The sequence below is a fragment of the Klebsiella planticola ATCC 33531 genome (genome assembly GCF_000735435.1).
In the GTDB taxonomy this organism is placed as follows: Bacteria; Pseudomonadota; Gammaproteobacteria; order Enterobacterales; family Enterobacteriaceae; genus Klebsiella; species Klebsiella planticola.
In genome coordinates, this window is sequence record NZ_JMPP01000022.1 from 14,204 (window position 1) to 34,490 (window position 20,287).

The window sequence follows — 20,287 nt, forward strand, 5'->3', positions numbered from 1 at the left end:
GAAAGAAAATATTTGCGAAGCAGATCGTTAGCTTCAGATTTTATAGTGAAATAAAAGCGATGTTACGTTACCCTTCTGGCGGACCTTACGCTTTTTCTTCATCATCTTACCTGGCGTTGAGTTGCGGGACATATAATGAGAGATAACAAATCGTCCGCCGTTGCCAGACAAAAATCAAAGGCGTAACGGAACTTTATTGTTTTCAGACACTCCAATCGTCTGCTTGCTCATATTGCAGTGATTGGGTAGTGCTTTGAAGACGCATGGGAATTGGGTTTGGGGAGACATTACCTCGGATGAGCGAGCAGTTAACGGATCAGGTCCTCGTCGAACGGGTCCAGAAAGGAGATCAGAAAGCGTTTAACTTGCTGGTGGTGCGCTATCAGCATAAGGTCGCGAGCCTGGTCTCCCGCTATGTGCCACCGGGCGATATTCCTGACGTTGTTCAGGAATCGTTCGTAAAAGCATGGCGCGCGCTGGAGTCCTTCCGGGGGGATAGTGCTTTTTATACCTGGTTATATCGCATCGCCGTAAATACGGCGAAGAATTATCTGGTAGCTCAGGGACGCCGCCCACCGTCCAGCGATGTTGACGCCAATGAGGCAGAAAACTTCGAAAGTGGTGGGGCGCTGAAAGAAATTTCGAACCCTGAGAACTTAATGTTGTCAGAAGAACTGAGACAAATAGTTTTTCGTACCATTGAATCACTCCCGGAAGATTTACGCATGGCAATCACGTTGCGGGAGCTGGATGGCCTGAGCTATGAAGAGATAGCCGCTATCATGGATTGCCCGGTAGGAACGGTACGTTCACGCATTTTCCGGGCACGAGAAGCTATTGATAATAAAGTTCAACCGCTTATCAGGCGTTGACGATAGCGGAATACTGAAAAGGGTATCAGGCATGCAGAAAGAAAAACTTTCGGCCTTAATGGATGGTGAAACGCTGGATAACGAGCTGCTCAATGAGCTGAGCCGTTCTTCTGAAATGCAAAAGACCTGGGAGAGCTACCATCTCATCCGTGATTCGCTGCGAGGCGATACCGCTGAGATGCTCCATTTTGATATCTCAGCCCGCGTCATGGCCGCCATTGAGAACGAGCCCGTTCGTCAGGCGGTGCCGCTTATTCCTGAATCTCAGCCAGCACCACATCAGTGGCGTCAGATGCCTTTCTGGCAGAAAGTCCGCCCGTGGGCCAGTTCTCTGACTCAGATGGGGGTTGCGGCGTGCGTTTCGCTTGCGGTTATCGTCGGCGTCCAGCAGTATAATGGGCATAGCGAATCAGCTCAGCAGCCCGAAGCGCCTGTCTTCAACACCATGCCGATGATGGGTAAAGCCAGCCCGGTAAGTCTTGGCGTTCCGGCTGATGCTTCCGCAGGAAGCGGCCAGCAGGCTCAGGTGCAAGAACAGCGCCGCCGTATTAATGCTATGCTGCAGGACTATGAATTGCAGCGTCGCCTGCACGCAGAACAGCTGCAGTTTGGTCAGGCCCAGACTCAGCAAGCCGCTGTTCAGGTGCCAGGCTATCAAACTTTAGGAACGCAATCGCAGTAATGAAGCAACTTTGGTGTGCCATGTCGCTCATGGCAGGCAGCCTGTTCTTCTCTGTCAACGCCTCGGCTGATACATCGTCCGGGGCGTTGTTGCAGCAAATGAACCTGGCCAGCCAGTCCCTCAATTATGAGCTGTCTTTCGTCAGCATCAACAAACAGGGCGTTGAGTCGCTGCGTTATCGTCACGCGCGGCTGAACAATCAACCTCTTGCCCAGCTTTTACAACTCGATGGCCCACGCCGGGAAGTTGTACTGCGCGGTAATGAAATCAGCTATTTTGAACCGGGGCTCGATCCGTTCACGCTGAACGGCGACTATATCGTCGATTCGTTACCCTCGCTGGCCTACACCGATTTTAAGCGACTGGCTGCCTACTACGATTTTATCTCCGTTGGGCGAACCCGTATTGCCGACAGACTTTGCGAAGTGATTCGCGTCGTCGCGCGGGACGGTACGCGCTATAGCTATATCGTCTGGCTGGATGCGGAAACCAAACTGCCCATGCGCGTCGATTTGCTTGACCGCGACGGGGAAACGCTGGAGCAGTTCCGGGTCGTATCCTTTAACGTTGGCGACAAGGTCAGCAGCAGCATGGAGACATTAGCGAAAGCCAGTCTGCCTCCTCAGCTGTCGGTGCCGGAAGGGGGCGATAAAGCCAACTTTAACTGGGCGCCGGCCTGGCTACCGCAGGGCGTTTCCGAAGTCTCCAGCAGTCAGCGCCGTCTGCCGACTTTTGATGGTCCGGTTGAATCCCGCCTGTATTCTGATGGGCTGTTTAGCTTCTCGATTAACGTGAATCGCGCCTCGGCAAACAGCAGCGATCAGCTGTTGCGTACCGGGCGTCGTACCGTGAGCACGACGGTACGTGATAACGCCGAGATAACCGTGGTTGGCGAGCTGCCGCCGCAAACGGCTAAACGCATCTCCGACAGCATCAAATTCAGGGCTGTGCAATGATTAAAGAGTGGGCCACGGTCGTCTCCTGGCATAACGGTATGGCGCAAGTGCACTGTGACGTGAAAGCCTCGTGCAGCAGCTGCGCCTCGCGCGCTGGCTGCGGCAGTCGGGTGCTGAACAAACTGGGACCGCAAACCAGCCACACGATCAGCGTTCCCAGCGAACAGCCGCTGTCCGCCGGGCAAAAAGTCGAGCTGGGGATTGCTGAAAGCAGCCTGCTGGGCTCGGCGGTTTTAGTTTATATGGCGCCGCTGGTTGGACTGTTTGTTATGGCGTCTGTTTTTCAGGTCTTGTTTGCCAATGATTTCGCTTCGCTGTGCGGTGCGCTACTCGGCGGCGTCGGCGGATTTCTGGTGGCGCGCGGGCTTTCGCCCGGATTAGCCGCTCGCCAGTCGTGGCAGCCCGTTATTATTAGCGTTGGCCTGCCGCCAGATTTGGTGCGTGTAGAGACACCCTCTTCAGAACCAGGCCAGTGATTCCACTGGCCTTTATTTTTGATTTATTACCCCCGCCTGAACACATCATTTGCTACGGTTATGCTGCTGGTAAGAGCATTTCCTGGTTTCGCGGATGTAGTGTAGAATGCGGCGTTTTCGGATTAAAAAACGTCAGGCACAGAACAGCGGCCTCATGATACGCGTAAGGCATAATTAACTCTAAATATGAAGAATATACGTAACTTTTCAATCATCGCTCATATCGACCACGGTAAATCGACGTTGTCTGACCGTATCATCCAGATTTGCGGTGGCCTTTCCGATCGTGAAATGGAAGCCCAGGTACTGGACTCCATGGATCTTGAACGCGAGCGTGGCATCACCATTAAGGCGCAAAGCGTCACCCTGGATTACAAGGCGACCAACGGCGAAACTTACCAGCTGAACTTCATCGATACCCCGGGGCACGTCGACTTCTCGTATGAGGTGTCACGTTCGCTCGCCGCATGTGAAGGTGCGCTGCTGGTGGTCGATGCGGGTCAGGGGGTAGAAGCTCAGACGCTGGCCAACTGCTATACCGCCATGGAAATGGATCTGGAAGTGGTGCCGGTGCTCAACAAAATCGACCTGCCAGCTGCCGATCCGGAGCGCGTAGCCGATGAAATCGAAGACATCGTTGGTATCGATGCGGCCGATGCGGTGCGCTGCTCGGCGAAAACCGGCGTCGGCGTTCCCGATGTTCTGGAACGTCTGGTGCGTGATATCCCGCCGCCGGAAGGTGATGCGGATGCCCCGCTGCAGGCGCTGATCATCGACTCCTGGTTCGATAACTATCTTGGCGTGGTTTCGCTGGTGCGTATCAAAAACGGCACGATGCGCAAAGGCGACAAAATTAAAGTGATGAGCACCGGTCAGGTCTATAACGCCGATCGACTGGGGATCTTTACGCCAAAACAGGTTGACCGTACTGAGCTGAAATGCGGCGAGGTAGGCTGGCTGGTGTGCGCCATTAAAGATATCCTCGGCGCGCCGGTTGGGGATACCCTGACGACATCACGTAACCCGGCGGACAAGGCCCTGCCAGGCTTTAAGAAAGTGAAACCGCAGGTGTATGCCGGTCTGTTCCCGGTGAGCTCCGATGATTATGAAGCCTTCCGTGATGCGCTCGGTAAACTGAGTCTGAACGATGCGTCTCTGTTCTATGAGCCGGAAAGTTCCACGGCGCTGGGCTTCGGCTTCCGCTGTGGCTTCCTCGGCCTGCTGCACATGGAAATCATCCAGGAGCGTCTGGAACGCGAATACGACCTGGATCTGATTACCACCGCGCCGACGGTTGTCTACGAAGTGGAAACTACGTCGAAAGAAGTCATCTATGTCGATAGCCCGTCCAAGCTGCCGCCGCTGAATAACATTCAGGAACTGCGTGAGCCGATCGCGGAATGTCACATGCTGCTGCCGCAGGAGTTCCTGGGCAACGTCATCACGCTGTGTATTGAGAAGCGTGGCGTGCAGACCAACATGGTTTATCACGGTAAACAAGTTGCGCTGACCTATGAAATTCCGATGGCGGAAGTGGTGCTCGATTTCTTTGACCGCCTGAAGTCCACCTCCCGTGGCTACGCGTCGCTGGATTACAACTTCAAACGCTTCCAGGCATCCAACATGGTGCGCGTGGACGTGCTGATCAACGGCGAGCGTGTAGATGCGCTGGCGCTGATCACCCACAACGATAATGCGCCGTACCGCGGTCGTGAGCTGGTGGAGAAGATGAAAGAGTTGATCCCACGCCAGCAGTTCGATATCGCGATTCAGGCGGCTATCGGCAACCACATTATTGCCCGTTCCACCGTCAAACAGCTGCGTAAGAACGTCCTGGCGAAATGCTACGGCGGTGACGTCAGCCGTAAGAAAAAGCTGCTGCAGAAGCAGAAAGACGGTAAGAAACGTATGAAGCAAGTGGGTAACGTTGAGCTGCCGCAGGAAGCGTTCCTCGCCATTCTGCACGTCGGTAAAGACGGAAAATAATTTAAGGAGTTGGCATGGCGAACATGTTTGCCCTGATCCTGGTGATTGCAACCCTGGTGACGGGGCTTTTGTGGTGCCTGGATAAATTCATCTTTGCACCAAAACGTCGTGAACGTCAGGCCGCTGCTCAGGCAGCGACCGGTGATAGCCTCGACAAGCAAACGTTGAAGAAAGTCGGTCCGAAACCGGGCTGGCTGGAAACGGGAGCCTCGGTATTTCCGGTGCTGGCTATCGTCCTGGTGGTGCGCTCATTTATTTATGAGCCGTTTCAAATCCCGTCAGGTTCGATGATGCCAACCCTGCTGATTGGCGATTTTATTCTGGTTGAGAAGTTTGCCTACGGCATCAAAGATCCGATCTACCAGAAAACGCTGATCGAAACCGGCCATCCGAAACGCGGCGACATCGTGGTGTTTAAATACCCGGAAGATCCGCGTCTGGATTACATTAAGCGGGCTGTTGGCTTACCGGGCGATAAGATCACCTACGATCCGGTAGCAAAACAGGTCACTATCCAGCCGGGCTGCAGTTCCGGCCAGGCATGCGGTAACGCACTGCCGGTAACTTACTCCAACGTTGAGCCCAGCGATTTCGTCCAGACCTTCTCTCGTCAGAACGGCGGGGAAGCGACCAGCGGCTTCTGGCAGTTGCCGAAAGGCGAAAGCAAGGCTGATGGTATTCGTCTGACCGAGCGCAAAGAGACGCTGGGTGAGGTAACTCACCGCATTCTGACCGTGCCGATTGCTCAGGATCAGGTTGGCATGTATTACCGCCAGTCCGGCCTGCCGCTGGCCACCTGGATCGTGCCGCCGGGTCATTACTTCATGATGGGCGATAACCGCGATAACAGCGCCGACAGCCGTTACTGGGGCTTTGTGCCAGAGGCCAACCTGGTGGGTAAAGCCACGGCCATCTGGATGAGCTTCGAAAAACAGGAAGGTGAATGGCCGACCGGCGTGCGTTTATCGCGTATTGGTAGCATTCAGTAATTTCCCTGCCTAATTCACGCTGCCGCTGCAATATTGGCAGCGTGAATTATTTAATATTTAAATCCATTCAAACTAACGACATCTATTGTCGTTGCGTATAGAATATCCCCCCGAAGTTTTGGTTGTCTCTCGTAAGAGTGACACTGCACACGAAACCGCGTTGGTTGATTTTACTCTGAATAATTTGGGTTGCAGAAAGGCGGCAGGCAAGCGCACAGGCAATCTAAATGGGGACAGGGCTGCCCAGGTCGGTTTCGTGTGCTGCATTTTTGACGCATTCATTTATTGGTAAAGCATGAACCCCATCGTAATTAATCGGCTTCAACGGAAGCTGGGCTACACTTTTCATCATCAGGAGCTGTTGCAACAGGCATTAACTCACCGCAGTGCCAGCAGCAAACACAATGAGCGCCTGGAATTTTTAGGTGACTCAATTTTGAGTTTTGTGATCGCGAATGCGCTCTATCATCGTTTCCCTCGGGTGGACGAAGGCGATATGAGCCGCATGCGCGCAACGCTGGTACGAGGCAACACGCTGGCGGAGATCGCCCGCGAGTTTGAACTGGGTGAGTGTCTGCGCCTTGGCCCGGGTGAGTTGAAAAGCGGCGGCTTCCGTCGCGAGTCTATTCTGGCAGATACCGTTGAAGCGTTGATTGGCGGGGTATTCCTCGACAGCGATATCCAGAACGTTGAGCGCCTGATTCTCACCTGGTACCAAACTCGTCTGGACGAAATCAGCCCAGGCGATAAGCAAAAAGATCCAAAGACTCGTTTGCAGGAGTACCTGCAAGGTCGCCACCTGCCGCTGCCTTCCTATCTGGTAGTGCAGGTGCGCGGTGAAGCACACGATCAGGAATTTACTATCCACTGCCAGGTCAGTGGCCTGAGTGAACCGGTGGTAGGCACAGGTTCCAGCCGTCGCAAGGCGGAGCAGGCTGCCGCCGAACAGGCGCTGAAAAAGCTGGAGCTGGAATGAGCATCGATAAAAGTTATTGTGGGTTTGTCGCCATTGTTGGCCGCCCGAACGTGGGTAAATCCACGCTGTTGAACAAACTGCTTGGGCAGAAGATTTCGATCACTTCCCGTAAAGCGCAGACCACGCGTCACCGCATTGTCGGTATCCATACCGAAGGGCCGTATCAGGCAATTTATGTTGATACCCCGGGCCTGCATATGGAAGAAAAGCGGGCGATCAACCGCCTGATGAACAAAGCGGCGAGCAGCTCGATTGGCGACGTTGAGCTGGTGATTTTCGTTGTCGAAGGCACGCGCTGGACGGCCGATGACGAAATGGTGCTGGGCAAATTACGTGATGCCAGAGCGCCGGTGATCCTGGCGGTCAATAAAGTGGATAACGTGCAGGAGAAGGCTGATTTGCTGCCGCACCTGCAGTTCCTGGCAAGCCAGATGAACTTCCTCGATATCGTGCCGATTTCTGCGGAAACAGGCATGAACGTCGATACCATCGCCGGGATCGTACGCAAACATCTGCCGGAAGCGATTCATCACTTCCCGGAAGATTATATTACCGACCGCTCACAGCGCTTTATGGCCTCTGAAATCATCCGTGAAAAGCTGATGCGTTTCCTTGGCGCCGAGCTGCCGTATTCGGTGACGGTTGAGATCGAGCGTTTCCAGACCAACGAACGCGGCGGTTATGATATTAACGGTCTGATTCTGGTTGAACGTGAAGGTCAGAAGAAGATGGTGATTGGCAACAAAGGCGCCAAAATCAAAACTATCGGTATTGAAGCGCGTAAAGACATGCAGGATATGTTTGAAGCGCCGGTACACCTTGAACTGTGGGTGAAGGTCAAATCCGGCTGGGCCGACGACGAGCGCGCGTTGCGCAGCCTCGGTTACGTTGACGATCTCTGAGTTTGACACACCATGGCTTTCGTGGTGCAGGCCGGCGGCAACACCGTGAGTCCCCGGGAGCTGACTTTAGTCAGTGATTCGGCTGAAAAGGTGCGGCCAACGCACCTGCAACCTGAAAGACGACGCGTATGATGGAAGGCTGGCAGCGCGCTTTCGTTCTGCATAGTCGTCCCTGGAGCGAAACCAGCCTGATGCTGGATGTCTTCACGGAAGAGTCGGGTCGCGTGCGCCTGGTAGCAAAAGGCGCACGTTCCAGACGCTCCAACCTCAAAGGCGCCCTCCAGCCTTTTACCCCCTTACTCCTGCGCTTTGGCGGTCGTGGCGAAGTGAAAACGCTACGCAGCGCCGAAGCCGTTTCATTGGCTCTTCCTCTTAGCGGCATCACGCTTTACAGCGGGCTGTATGTCAATGAACTGCTGTCCCGCGTGCTCGAACATGAAACGCGCTTCTCCGAACTCTTTTTCGATTACCTGCATTGCCTGCAGGCGTTGGCTGGCGCAAGCGGTACGCCAGAGCCGGCGTTGCGCCGTTTTGAACTGGCGCTGCTGGGACACCTGGGCTATGGCGTTGATTTCCTCCACTGCGCCGGCAGCGGCGAAGCCGTGGATGACACCATGACCTATCGCTACCGTGAAGAAAAAGGGTTTATTGCCAGCGTGGTTATTGATAACAACACCTTTACCGGGCACCATTTGAAGGCGCTGGCTAACCGTGAGTTCCCGGATAGCGATGCGCTACGTGCCGCAAAGCGCTTTACCCGTATCGCCCTGAAACCGTATCTTGGCGGTAAACCGCTAAAGAGCCGGGAGCTGTTTCGCCAGTTTATGCCCGCCCGCGCGGCGCGGGCAGCAGATAAAACGAATAACGATCAATGAGGATTGTCATGGCTGAATTACTGTTAGGGGTCAATATTGACCATATTGCGACATTGCGTAACGCGCGCGGTACTGCCTATCCGGATCCGGTGCAGGCGGCCTTTATCGCCGAGCAGGCTGGCGCCGACGGAATTACCGTGCACCTGCGCGAAGACCGCCGTCATATTACCGACCGCGATGTTCGTATCCTGCGCCAGACGCTGGATACCCGCATGAACCTGGAGATGGCGGTCACCGAAGAGATGCTGACCATCGCCTGTGAGACCAAACCGCACTTCTGCTGTCTGGTGCCGGAAAAACGTCAGGAAGTGACGACGGAAGGCGGTCTGGATGTCGCGGGTCAGCGCGACAAAATGCGCGATGCCTGCACCCGTCTTGCCGATGCCGGTATTCTGGTCTCGCTGTTCATCGATGCCGATGAGGAGCAAATTAAGGCTGCGGCGGACGTCGGCGCGCCGTATATCGAAATCCATACCGGTTGCTATGCGGATGCCGAAACCGACGCCCGGCAGGCAACAGAGCTTGAGCGGATCGCGAAGGCGGCCACCTATGCCGCGAGCCTTGGCCTCAAGGTCAATGCCGGTCACGGCCTGACCTACCATAACGTGCAGGCGATCGCCCGCATTCCGGAGATGCATGAGCTGAACATTGGCCACGCGATCATCGGTCGTGCGGTGATGAGCGGCCTGAAAGAGGCGGTTGCCGAGATGAAACGCCTGATGCAGGAAGCGCGCGCGTAATGGCTATTCTGGGGCTGGGCACCGATATTGTTGAAATTGCCCGTATTGAAGCGGTGATTGCCCGCAGCGGCGATCGTCTCGCCCGGCGGGTTCTCAGCGACAACGAGTGGGCGATATGGGCACAACACCAGCAGCCGGTTCGTTTTCTGGCGAAGCGTTTTGCGGTGAAAGAGGCGGCGGCGAAAGCCCTGGGGACCGGTATCCGTAACGGTCTGGCTTTTAATCAGTTTGAAGTTTACAACGACGAACTGGGCAAGCCTAAGCTACGGCTGTGGGGCGAGGCGAAGAATCTGGCGGAGCGTCTGGGAGTCAGAAGCATTCACGTGACGCTGGCCGATGAGCGTCATTACGCTTGTGCGACGGTTATCGTGGAGAGTTAGCGCCCGCTGCTCGCGGCATCAGATTTTGTCCGCGTGATGCATTAGCACGAATTTGTCCCACAGCTGTTCTTCATTTTCGACGTGTGCCGGGTCTTTCAGAATCGTATTCGGGATCGGGCACACTTTCTGGCAGGTGGGCGTTTCATAGTGGCCCACGCATTCCGTGCAGCGGTCGCTGTTAATTTCATAAATGCTGTCACCCATCGAAATGGCCTCGTTAGGGCATTCCGGTTCGCACATATCGCAGTTGATGCATTTTTTGGTGATTAACAGCGCCATCAGGAAATTCTCAGAAACAACACAAACAGGGCGGGCATTATACGCCCATTTTCTGCTCACACCAGTTTTTTCACCAGCGCTTCGCTGTGGCGGATTCGCTCCGGCGCATGTTCCAGATCCTGTTGAACCAGCGCCATAAACAGCAGATCGGTGAGCATCATCTGCGCGCTGGTGGAGGAGATCGCCGCGCTGCGGGTCGCCTGTTCTTCGGCGATAGTATACAGGCACTGCGTGGCCTGCTGTTGCAGGGCGTTGGGGGTGAAGCCAGTGATCGCCAGGATCCGACAGCCCACGCGCAGCGCTTCTCCGGCGGCCATATTGATTTCACGACGTTCGCCAGAGTAGGAGATGGCTAACAGCAGATCGTCTGACGACATGGCCTGTACGGTGGCGAGCAGGGCATGCATATCCTGTTCGGCAACCGCGTTAATGCCGATCTTCATCAGCTTCCAGCTGAAATTACGCGCCACCAGGCCGGATGCGCCAATACCGGTAATAATCACCCGGCGCGCATTACGCAGCAGCGCCACGGCTTCCAGCAGCTTCTCCTCGCTGTTCACATCCAGCGAGGCGTGCATGGCGGCCACGTTATCCTTAATCAGTTTCTCGCCGACCAGGCGCAGCGGATCGTCGCCGCGGATCTGGTTATGCACCGGCACCGACTGAGGAGCGGGCGCGCTGGCCAGCGCTTCACTTAATGCCAGCTTCAGCGCCGGGAAACCCTTAAACCCCATCTTCTGCGCGAATTTCACAACGCTGGACTGGCTGACGCCTGCCTCGCCTGCCAGCTGTTGCGAACTGAGGTGGCGGGTCTGGTCCGGCTGAGCCAGAATAAAGTCTGCCAGCTTCTTATCGCTTGCTGCCAGCGACGGGTAGCGCTGGCGGATGCGGATTAAACAGTTCATCGGTTTTCCTCAGGACAACCTTCGCCCTCTGCTGAAAGAATTTTGTATTCGATTATAAGAGGATTGCGGCGAATTAAAAATTCTACCGCTGAGATTTATTCACGGCAGAGGAACTGCCTCAACCCAGGCTTAACGTCGGCGGATGTTTTCTCTGTTCATGGCACAAGACTGTTAAGCTAGCGGTATCAGAGACAAAATTCGATAAAAAGAGGTCCGGTTTGAAGAGCAGCACGCAGCGAGTGGTTTTTTTTGATCTCGATGGAACCTTGCATCAACAGGATATGTTCGGCAGCTTCTTACGCTACGTCTTGCGTCACCAGCCCCTGAATCTGCTGCTGGTTGTACCGCTGTTGCCGGTTATCCTGGCAGGACTGGCGGTAAACGGCCGGGCGGCGCGCTGGCCAATGAGCCTGCTGCTGTGGGCATCGACCTTCGGGCGCAGTGAGCGCCGGTTAAAACGCCTTGAGGCCGATTTTGTCCGCTGGTTTCGCCAGCGCGTGACGGCCTTTCCGGTGGTGCAGGCCCGGTTGTCGGACTACCTGACCCGGCGCGATGCTGAGGTCTGGCTGATTACCGGATCGCCGCAATCGCTGGTGGAACAGGTCTACGGGGATACCGCCTGGCTGCCCAGGGTGAACATCATCGCCAGTCGGATGGAACGTCGCTGCGGAGGCTGGGGGCTGTCGCTACGCTGTCTGGGCCATGAAAAGGTGGTGCAACTGGAGCAGAAGATCGGTGCGCCGCTGCAGCTGTACAGCGGCTATAGCGATAGCGAGCAGGATAATCCGCTGCTTCATTTTTGCCAGCACCGCTGGCGGGTCACCCCGCAGGGCGACCTCCACCAGTTAGAATAGTGTGCAATGACTGTCGGCCATGTATAATGCGGCCCGCTTTTTCCGCAGGAGTGCCCGTTTTGTCTGACCATGAACTGAACGATGAATACTGGATGCGTCACGCCCTGACGCTGGCTAAACGCGCCTGGGAAGAGGGCGAAGTGCCGGTTGGCGCCGTGCTGGTGCACAACAATCAGGTTATCGGCGAGGGGTGGAACCGACCTATCGGGCGTCACGATCCTACGGCGCATGCCGAAATTATGGCCCTGCGTCAGGGGGGACTGGTACTGCAAAACTATCGCCTGATTGACGCGACGCTGTATGTCACGCTCGAACCCTGTGTGATGTGCGCGGGGGCGATGGTGCATAGCCGGATTTCGCGGCTGGTATTTGGTGCCCGGGATGCAAAAACCGGCGCGGCCGGCTCGCTAATGGATGTCCTGCACCATCCGGGGATGAATCATCGGGTGGAGATCAGTGAGGGGATTCTGGCGGAGTCGTGCTCAGGCATGCTCAGCGAATTTTTCCGCTGGCGGCGGGAAGAGAAAAAAGCCTTAAAAAAGGCGCGTCGGGTCGAAGGCGCTTAGTGCCCCAATCCGGGAGTCTTCAGTCTGGTGTTGTCGACTAACGATTCCGCGCGAAACTGGAAAAAGGGGAGCGCCCGCTGTTCTTTATCCAGTTCATCCGGCATCACCGCCGGATAGTCCCCGGCAAGCGCCAGCCGCTGTTCATCCTTCCTCTCTTTCTCCGACAGGTAGCCCACCAGGCTGATGTGGTATTTGCGGATGTTCTCGACGTAGGCGTATGCCTCATGACCGCGGGCGTAGCCATATTTCAGCCGGCTGTAATACGGTTTCTGACTGAGCAGCGGCAGGCGCTGCTTCACGTCCGCCCAGCTGTCGGGATTGCCCTTCTGTTTTTTGGTCAGCGAGATGGCGTCCAGAATATGGGCGTACCCCATATTGTAAGCCGCCAGCGCAAACCAGATGCGTTCATCTTTGGGGACCGAGTCCGGGATTTTATTCATCATATCCTGCAAGTAGCGCATACCGCCGCTAAGGCTCTGCTCCGCATCGGTACGATCGGTTAATCCCAGGCTCTGCGCGGTATTGCGGGTCAGCATCATCATGCCGCGTACCCCGGTGGGCGAAGTGGCCTGCGGATCCCAGTGTGACTCCTGCCAGGAAATGGCCGCCAGCAGGCGCCAGTCGATCTGGCGCGCATATTTTTCAAACATCGGCTGGAGGTCCGGCAGAATATTATCGACGGCGCGCAGGAACGTCCGGGTGTCGACATAATCGAAATCGTTGCCGTGTCCGAGGTATTTTTCTTCCAGTCGCGCCAGGGTGCCGTCTTCATTCATGTTGTTGAAGAAATCCAGCATCGCCGCGGAGAGCGAGTTGTCCTCGCTCCTGGCGCTAAACCAGGTCACCGGCTGTTCATCGCTGATATCCAGAGCAACCGCCAGTTCCGGATGCACGCGCTGGAACAGGCTAATCGCCACCGAATCTGCGATGGTGTAATCCACTTCGCCATCGATAACCGCCTGCATCAGCGCTGTCGTCCCGCGCTTTTCATCCACGCGCCAGCCGAGATCCGGGTATTTATTTCCTTTCAGCGTCTGCAGGTCGTTAATGGCGACATGGCCCGGGGCAATCACCAGCTGTTCTGCCGTGAGGTTAGCGAGGCTGCGTGGGCGCGTGTTGCCCACCCGGTAGACCAGCTGCTGCGACACCGAATAGTAGCCCGGTCCGGCCTGATAGTTTTTGACCCGTTCTGAGTTGTAGACCAGCCCGGCCGCTAACATATCGGCATGACCGTTATCCAGGTCATCAAACAGCTGACTGATATTCTGACGGACGGTCACCTTCAGCCTGACGCCGAGGTAATCGGCAAACTGCTCCGCCAGCTCGTAATCCAGCCCGTAGGTCTTGTTATTGATGGTCGCGAAGGTGAGCGGCGAATTGATGGTGCTGATGCGCAGCTCACCGCGCGCCATAATTGCGGCGACACGGTTCTCCGGCTTTCCTGACCATGGGATCGACGGCCACAGGGCGGCCGCCAGCAATAAGGTCACAATGCCGATGAGCAGATAATTAATCTTTAATTTTTTCAGAGAGTTAATCTTCTGCAGCTCTGTGTTCCTCAGCAGGCTATTAGCGGAAAAGTTAAAAGAGAGTCCTCGAATGAGCGGCATTTTGCTTAAGAATGCGTCAGTTGGCAACTTATTCGCGAGGAAGGTCACATTAATTGATAAACCAGGGGAATGATTTTATTTCCACGCAAACGGTTTCGTCGAGGCTCAGGATTCACTATAATGGCGCCCGTTTCCCCCCTGGCTCATATTGAAAGCTGCGAAGACGAGAGACTTATGATGGAAATTTTGCGTGGTTCACCTGCACTGTCGGCATTTCGTGTTAATAAACTGCTGGCACGTTTCCAGGCGGCCAACCTGCCGGTTAGCACAATATATGCAGAGTATGTTCATTTTGCCGAACTGAACGCGCCGTTAAGCGGTGATGAACGTGAGAGGCTGGTACGACTGCTCAAGTATGGCCCAAACTTAAACAGCCATACCCCAACCGGTAAATTACTGCTCGTCACCCCCCGCCCTGGCACCATCTCCCCCTGGTCTTCTAAAGCTACCGATATTGCCCATAACTGCGGCCTGTCGCAGGTAGTGCGTCTTGAACGCGGCGTGGCGTACTATGTGGAAGCCAGTACGCTGAGCGAAGAACAATGGGCGGCTGTCGCGAGTGAACTCCATGACCGGATGATGGAAAGCGTCTTTGACGCGCTGGAAGAGGGCGAAAAGCTGTTTGCTCAGCATCAACCGACGCCGGTGACCAGCGTCGATCTGTTGGGGCAGGGACGTCAGGCGCTGATTGACGCCAACCTCCGTCTGGGGCTGGCGCTGGCGGAAGACGAAATCGACTATCTGCAGGATGCGTTTAACAAGCTTGGTCGTAACCCGAACGACATCGAACTGTATATGTTCGCCCAGGCGAACTCCGAGCACTGCCGCCACAAGATTTTTAACGCCGACTGGGTCATCGATGGCGAACAGCAGCCGAAGTCGCTGTTTAAGATGATCAAAAACACCTTTGAGAAGACCCCGGACTACGTCCTGTCCGCCTATAAAGACAACGCCGCGGTCATGGAAGGTTCTCAGGTAGGGCGCTTCTTCGCCGATCGCGAAAAAGGCCGCTATGACTACCATCAGGAAGACGCCCATATCCTGATGAAAGTGGAAACGCACAACCACCCGACGGCCATCTCTCCCTGGCCGGGTGCGGCGACCGGCTCCGGCGGTGAAATCCGCGATGAAGGGGCAACCGGTCGCGGCGCGAAACCGAAAGCCGGTCTGGTCGGTTTCTCGGTCTCTAACCTGCGGATTCCCGGCTTTGAACAGCCGTGGGAAGAAGATTTCGGTAAGCCGGAGCGCATTGTGACCGCGCTGGATATCATGACCGACGGCCCGCTGGGCGGCGCCGCGTTTAACAACGAATTCGGTCGTCCGGCGCTGAATGGCTATTTCCGTACCTATGAAGAAAAAGTGACCAGCCACAACGGCGAAGAGCTGCGCGGGTACCACAAGCCGATCATGCTGGCGGGCGGTATTGGTAACATCCGCGGTGAGCACGTGCAGAAAGGCGAAATTACCGTTGGGGCGAAACTGATTGTCCTCGGCGGCCCGGCGATGAATATCGGCCTGGGCGGCGGGGCAGCCTCTTCGATGGCATCCGGCCAGTCCGATGCGGATCTCGATTTTGCCTCTGTACAGCGCGATAACCCGGAAATGGAACGCCGCTGCCAGGAAGTGATCGACCGCTGCTGGCAGCTGGGCGAGGCGAACCCGATTCTGTTTATCCACGACGTCGGCGCCGGCGGCCTGTCTAATGCCATGCCGGAACTGGTCAGCGACGGCGGTCGCGGCGGTAAATTCCAGCTGCGCGATATTCTGAGCGATGAGCCGGGAATGAGCCCGCTGGAAATCTGGTGTAACGAATCCCAGGAACGCTATGTGCTGGCGGTCGCGCCGGAACAGCTGCCGCTGTTTGACGAGCTGTGCCGCCGCGAGCGCGCACCGTACGCGGTGATCGGCGAAGCCACCGAAGAACTGCATCTGAACATGAGCGATGCTCACTTCAACGACCAGCCGATCGACCTGCCGCTGGATGTACTGCTGGGTAAAACGCCGAAAATGACCCGCGATGTGCAGACCCTGAAAGTGAAAGGTGATGCGCTGGATCGCCAGGATATCACTCTCGCCGACGCGGTGAATCGCGTGCTGCATTTGCCGGCGGTTGCGGAGAAAACCTTCCTCGTCACCATCGGCGACCGTACCGTGACCGGGATGGTAGCGCGCGATCAGATGGTCGGCCCCTGGCAGATCCCGGTAGCGAACTGCGCGGTAACCACCGCCAGCCTCGATAGCTACTACGGCGAAGCGATGGCTATTGGCGAACGTGCGCCGGTTGCGCTGCTGGACTTTGCCGCCTCCGCTCGCCTGGCCGTCGGTGAAGCGCTGACCAACGTCGCGGCAACGCAAATTGGCGCGTTGAATCGCGTGAAACTTTCCGCAAACTGGATGGCCGCGGCCGGTCACCCGGGTGAAGATGCCGGTCTGTATGAAGCGGTAAAAGCGGTTGGCGAAGAGCTGTGTCCTGCTCTGGGACTGACCATTCCGGTGGGTAAAGACTCGATGTCGATGAAAACCCGCTGGCAGGAAGGCAGCGAGCAGCGCGAGATGACTTCGCCGCTGTCGCTGGTGATTTCCGCCTTTGCTCGCGTGGAAGATGTGCGCCATACCGTGACGCCACAGCTCTCCACGGAAGATAACGCCCTGCTGCTGATTGATTTAGGTAAAGGCCGTAACGCGCTCGGTGCCACCGCGCTGGCGCAGGTTTACCGTCAACTGGGCGATGTTCCGGCCGACGTGCGCGATGTCGCACAGCTGAAAGGCTTCTGGGATGCGATGCAGGCGCTGGTGGCCGATCGTAAGCTGCTGGCTTACCACGATCGCTCTGACGGCGGCCTGCTGGTCACCCTGACTGAGATGGCCTTTACCGGCCACTGCGGCCTGACGGCAGATATCGCCGCGCTGGGCGACGATCGTCTGGCGGCGCTGTTTAACGAAGAGCTGGGGGCGGTTATCCAGGTGCGTGCCGCGGATCGCGAAGCGGTTGAAGCGCTGCTGGCTTCTCACGGCCTGGCGGACTGTGTCCACTATCTGGGCCAGGCGACGGAAGGTGACCGCTTTGTCATCACCGCCGAAGGGCATCCGGTGTTCAGCGAAAGCCGCACCACGCTGCGTATCTGGTGGGCAGAAACCACCTGGCAGATGCAGCGCCTGCGCGACAATCCGGAGTGCGCCGATAGCGAGCACGAAGCGAAACGTCGTGAGGACGATCCGGGCCTTAACGTGAAGCTCTCCTTCGATATCAACGAAGACATTGCCGCACCGTACATCGCCACCGGCGCGCGTCCGAAGGTGGCGGTACTGCGTGAGCAAGGCGTTAACTCCCACGTTGAGATGGCGGCAGCGTTCCACCGCGCGGGCTTTGATGCGATTGACGTGCACATGAGCGACCTGCTGGCGGGACGTACCGGGCTGGCTGATTTCCAGGCGCTGGTTGCCTGCGGCGGCTTCTCCTATGGCGACGTGCTGGGGGCGGGCGAAGGCTGGGCGAAATCCATTCTGTTTAACGAGCGGGTGCGCGATGAGTTTGCCACCTTCTTCCACCGTCCGCAGACGCTGACGCTGGGCGTGTGTAATGGTTGTCAGATGATGTCCAACCTGCGTGAGCTGATCCCGGGAAGCGACCTGTGGCCGCGTTTTGTGCGTAACTATTCTGACCGTTTTGAAGCGCGCTTCAGCCTGGTTGAAGTCACGCAAAGCCCGTCTCTGCTGCTGCAGGGCATGGCCGGTTCGATGATGCCGATTGCCGTTTCTCACGGTGAAGGGCAGGTGGAAGTGCGTGACAGCGCGCATCTGGCCCAGCTGGAGAGCAAAGGTCTGGTGGCGCTGCGCTTTGTCGATAACTTCGGTAAGGTGACGGAGAGCTATCCGGCTAACCCGAACGGTTCACCGAACGGGATCACCGCCGTGACCAGCGAAAGCGGTCGTGCGACGATCATGATGCCGCATCCTGAACGCGTATTCCGCACGGTGGCTAACTCATGGCACCCGGAAAACTGGGGCGAGGATAGCCCGTGGATGCGTATCTTCCGCAACGCACGTAAACAGCTGGGTTAATATCCGGCGAGTTGTGCAGGATCCGCCGCGTTCGCAAAGCCTTCCCGGCTGAAGCGTAATGTATCAGGCCCCCGCCTTTGAGCGGGGGCTTTTCGTTTGTGACGGCGGTCGCCTGAAGGTGTCGGGAATTGCCGACAAACGCCTCTGAGGAGTGTCGCTAATTGGAGACATTTAACTTGTTGATTTCTAATGAGGTGGGAAAACAGGTCGCTATGTGTTGCTAAACAGCGACACTCTGGTTAAAAAAGCATCGCCACCACGGTGCGGGTAAAATGCTATAAATTCATTATATTTCATTGTGTTAATAATTTGTTTTGCTATGTGGCATAGTTAATGCATAATAATACGCAGTGGCTCATTCACCTTCTTATGTCAGCCCCTTCGGGACGCGCTACATAAACTTCGAATGACGCACAACAAGGTGCCTGCCGTCCAACTTCTGATAACAGCTTTGCTTTATCAACCATCGGGCGAAACGTCGAGTTAGGCACCGCCTTATTCCATAACAAAGCCAGGCCTGTGCCTGGCTTTGTTATATCCGCAGGACGACAATTTAGCGAACGCTACTGGCGGCTTGCCATGCCAGTCCGTTTGCCGTTATCGACGCGTCGCGGATTCTCTTATCAGCCGCGTCGGGCTATTTTTCGACTCTCCACGACAGAAAGGTCGATTGCACCTGTTACTCTGCGGCGTCCTCAGTTAGCATCGTGATGAGCTAATGATTGAGACCCTATCCTTGAAGCGAATCTCTCTTTTCCCCCGTTCGTTGCGTCAGCTGGTCACGCTCTCGTTTGTGTTGATTCTGCTGCCGCTGCTGGTTCTGGCCTGGCAGGCGTGGCAGAGCCTGAATGCGCTTAGCGCGCAGGCCGCGCATATTAACCGCACCACGCTTGTCGATGCCCGGCGCAGTGAGGCGATGATGAACGCGTCGCTGGAAATGGAACGCAGCTACCGGCAGTACTGCGTACTCGACGATCCGACGCTGGCGAAGGTCTATCAAAATCAGCGTAAACGCTATAGCGAGATGCTCGACGCTCATGCCGGGGTGCTCCCGGACGAAAAAATCTGGCAGGCGCTGAGCCAGCAGCTGAACGACCTTGCACAGCTCAGGTGTAAAAACAGCAGCCCGGATGCGCAATCGGGAGCCAGCCTTGAAGCCTTTGCCGCCGCCAACAGCGAAATGGTTCAGGCCACCCGAACGGTGGTTTACTCGCGTGGACAACAGCTCCAGCAGGAGATTGCCGAACGTGGACAGTTTTTTGGCTGGCAGGCGCTGGTTCTTTTTCTGCTGAGCCTGGCGCTGGTGCTGCTGTTTACCCGGATGATTATCGGCCCGGTTAAAGGGATCGAGAAAATGATTAACCGCCTGGGGGAGGGGAAGTCGCTGGATAATGCGGCGCTGTTTACCGGCCCGCGCGAACTGCGTTCCGTCGGCGAGCGTATCATCTGGCTGAGCGAACGTCTGGCCTGGCTGGAGTCGCAGCGCCATCAGTTTTTACGCCACCTTTCACACGAACTGAAAACGCCTCTCGCCAGCATGCGGGAAGGCACGGAACTGCTGGCCGACCGCGTGGCCGGGCCGTTGACCGCGGAACAGCAGGAGATCGTCGAAATTCTCGATAACAGCAGCCGCAATCTGCAAAAACTGATTGAGCAACTGCTGGACTACAATCGTAAACAGGCCGATGGCCCGGTCCCGCGTGAAATCGTTGATCTTGCTGAGCTGGTTGATAACGTCGTGGCCGCTCACAGTTTGCCCGCGCGCGCAAAAATGATGCATACCGCGATTCAACTGGCGGAACGTACCTGCCTGGCAGAACCGGCATTATTGATCAGCGTGATGGATAATCTCTATTCCAATGCGGTGCACTATGGGGCTGAATCCGGTAACATTCGTATTCATAGCTACCGGCATGGCGAGCAGGTTCGCATAGACGTGATAAACAGCGGCGAACCGATCCCGCAGGCGGAAAAAAATATGATTTTCGAGCCTTTTTATCAGGGAAGCCATCAGCGTAAAGGGGCGGTAAAAGGCAGCGGTCTGGGCCTGAGTATTGCCCGCGACTGCGTCCGACAAATGCAGGGTGAGCTAAGCCTGGAAGAGAGTGAGTCCGGGCTTATCTGTTTTCGCATAACGCTGCCCGCCGCTGAGCCGGAAAAAACCAACACATGAATCA

18 protein-coding genes are annotated in these 20,287 nt (G+C 56.3%); 15 read left to right on the top strand and 3 right to left on the bottom strand.

All coding sequences use genetic code 11. The features are described from left to right. The first annotated feature begins 296 nt into the window (after nt 1–296). The 11 genes from rpoE (at nt 297) to acpS (ending at nt 9,834) form a co-directional block, all read left to right on the top strand. Entirely contained in the window at nt 297–872 is a 576-nt protein-coding gene (rpoE, locus tag GRPL_RS15305) for an RNA polymerase sigma factor RpoE (RefSeq protein ID WP_004866461.1), read from the top strand. Between the two features lie 31 nt (nt 873–903). After that, the gene (gene rseA, locus GRPL_RS15300) at nt 904–1,554 is read left to right on the top strand and encodes an anti-sigma-E factor RseA (RefSeq protein WP_004866460.1); all 651 of its coding nucleotides are present in this window, start codon (nt 904–906) and stop codon (nt 1,552–1,554) included. Then, the gene (gene rseB / locus GRPL_RS15295; protein ID WP_032686465.1) at nt 1,554–2,510 is read left to right on the top strand and encodes a sigma-E factor regulatory protein RseB; all 957 of its coding nucleotides are present in this window, start codon (nt 1,554–1,556) and stop codon (nt 2,508–2,510) included. Before rseA ends, rseB begins: the two co-directional genes overlap by 1 nt. Then, nucleotides 2,507–2,986, top strand: coding sequence for a SoxR-reducing system protein RseC (gene rseC, locus GRPL_RS15290; RefSeq protein ID WP_032686466.1), 480 nt, complete (start codon nt 2,507–2,509; stop codon nt 2,984–2,986). The genes rseB and rseC overlap by 4 nt, the downstream gene beginning before the upstream one ends. Before the next feature lie 186 nt (nt 2,987–3,172). Further along, nucleotides 3,173–4,972 (top strand): translation elongation factor 4, encoded by a 1,800-nt coding sequence (gene lepA, locus GRPL_RS15285; RefSeq protein ID WP_004866454.1) that lies wholly within the window; start codon nt 3,173–3,175, stop codon nt 4,970–4,972. Nucleotides 4,973–4,986: 14 nt separating this feature from the next. Then, nucleotides 4,987–5,961 carry a signal peptidase I gene (gene lepB / locus GRPL_RS15280; RefSeq protein WP_032686467.1) on the top strand — a complete coding sequence of 325 codons (975 nt, stop codon included), beginning with the start codon at nt 4,987–4,989 and terminating at the stop codon, nt 5,959–5,961. Between the two features lie 295 nt (nt 5,962–6,256). Next, nucleotides 6,257–6,937, top strand: coding sequence for a ribonuclease III (rnc, locus tag GRPL_RS15275; RefSeq protein ID WP_004866451.1), 681 nt, complete (start codon nt 6,257–6,259; stop codon nt 6,935–6,937). Continuing rightward, a complete protein-coding gene (era, locus tag GRPL_RS15270) occupies nt 6,934–7,839 on the top strand; it encodes a GTPase Era (protein WP_004866448.1) in 906 nt (301 codons plus the stop codon). Before rnc ends, era begins: the two co-directional genes overlap by 4 nt. A 131-nt stretch (nt 7,840–7,970) precedes the next feature. After that, the gene (gene recO / locus GRPL_RS15265; RefSeq protein ID WP_032686559.1) at nt 7,971–8,714 is read left to right on the top strand and encodes a DNA repair protein RecO; all 744 of its coding nucleotides are present in this window, start codon (nt 7,971–7,973) and stop codon (nt 8,712–8,714) included. A gap of 8 nt (nt 8,715–8,722) precedes the next feature. Next, a complete protein-coding gene (gene pdxJ / locus GRPL_RS15260) occupies nt 8,723–9,454 on the top strand; it encodes a pyridoxine 5'-phosphate synthase (RefSeq protein ID WP_032686469.1) in 732 nt (243 codons plus the stop codon). After that, nucleotides 9,454–9,834 (top strand): holo-ACP synthase, encoded by a 381-nt coding sequence (gene acpS, locus GRPL_RS15255; RefSeq protein ID WP_004866442.1) that lies wholly within the window; start codon nt 9,454–9,456, stop codon nt 9,832–9,834. Before pdxJ ends, acpS begins: the two co-directional genes overlap by 1 nt. An 18-nt stretch (nt 9,835–9,852) precedes the next feature. Here acpS and GRPL_RS15250 read toward each other — a convergent pair whose 3' ends face one another. Both GRPL_RS15250 and GRPL_RS15245 read right to left on the bottom strand, forming a co-directional pair. Further along, the gene (locus tag GRPL_RS15250) at nt 9,853–10,113 is read right to left on the bottom strand and encodes a YfhL family 4Fe-4S dicluster ferredoxin (RefSeq protein WP_004866440.1); all 261 of its coding nucleotides are present in this window, start codon (nt 10,111–10,113) and stop codon (nt 9,853–9,855) included. Between the two features lie 56 nt (nt 10,114–10,169). Further along, nucleotides 10,170–11,018, bottom strand: a complete 849-nt coding sequence (locus tag GRPL_RS15245; RefSeq protein ID WP_032699014.1) for a MurR/RpiR family transcriptional regulator — start codon at nt 11,016–11,018, stop codon at nt 10,170–10,172. A gap of 218 nt (nt 11,019–11,236) precedes the next feature. Here GRPL_RS15245 and yfhb point away from each other — a divergent pair, with 218 nt between their 5' ends. Next, nucleotides 11,237–11,872, top strand: a complete 636-nt coding sequence (yfhb, locus tag GRPL_RS15240; protein ID WP_032686471.1) for a phosphatidylglycerophosphatase C — start codon at nt 11,237–11,239, stop codon at nt 11,870–11,872. Nucleotides 11,873–11,931: 59 nt separating this feature from the next. After that, nucleotides 11,932–12,438, top strand: a complete 507-nt coding sequence (gene tadA / locus GRPL_RS15235) for a tRNA adenosine(34) deaminase TadA (protein WP_032686472.1) — start codon at nt 11,932–11,934, stop codon at nt 12,436–12,438. On the opposite strand, the gene mltF is transcribed toward tadA, so the two are convergent. Beyond that, the gene (gene mltF / locus GRPL_RS15230; protein ID WP_032699015.1) at nt 12,435–14,048 is read right to left on the bottom strand and encodes a membrane-bound lytic murein transglycosylase MltF; all 1,614 of its coding nucleotides are present in this window, start codon (nt 14,046–14,048) and stop codon (nt 12,435–12,437) included. The two genes, tadA and mltF, sit on opposite strands and share 4 nt — an antisense overlap. Before the next feature lie 174 nt (nt 14,049–14,222). Here mltF and purL point away from each other — a divergent pair, with 174 nt between their 5' ends. After that, complete coding sequence (gene purL, locus GRPL_RS15225) at nt 14,223–18,110, top strand: phosphoribosylformylglycinamidine synthase (protein ID WP_032699042.1); 3,888 nt, start codon at nt 14,223–14,225, stop codon at nt 18,108–18,110. A 736-nt stretch (nt 18,111–18,846) separates the two neighbouring features. Continuing rightward, the gene (locus GRPL_RS15220) at nt 18,847–20,283 is read left to right on the top strand and encodes a sensor histidine kinase (protein ID WP_099002035.1); all 1,437 of its coding nucleotides are present in this window, start codon (nt 18,847–18,849) and stop codon (nt 20,281–20,283) included. Nucleotides 20,284–20,287 lie beyond the last annotated feature (4 nt).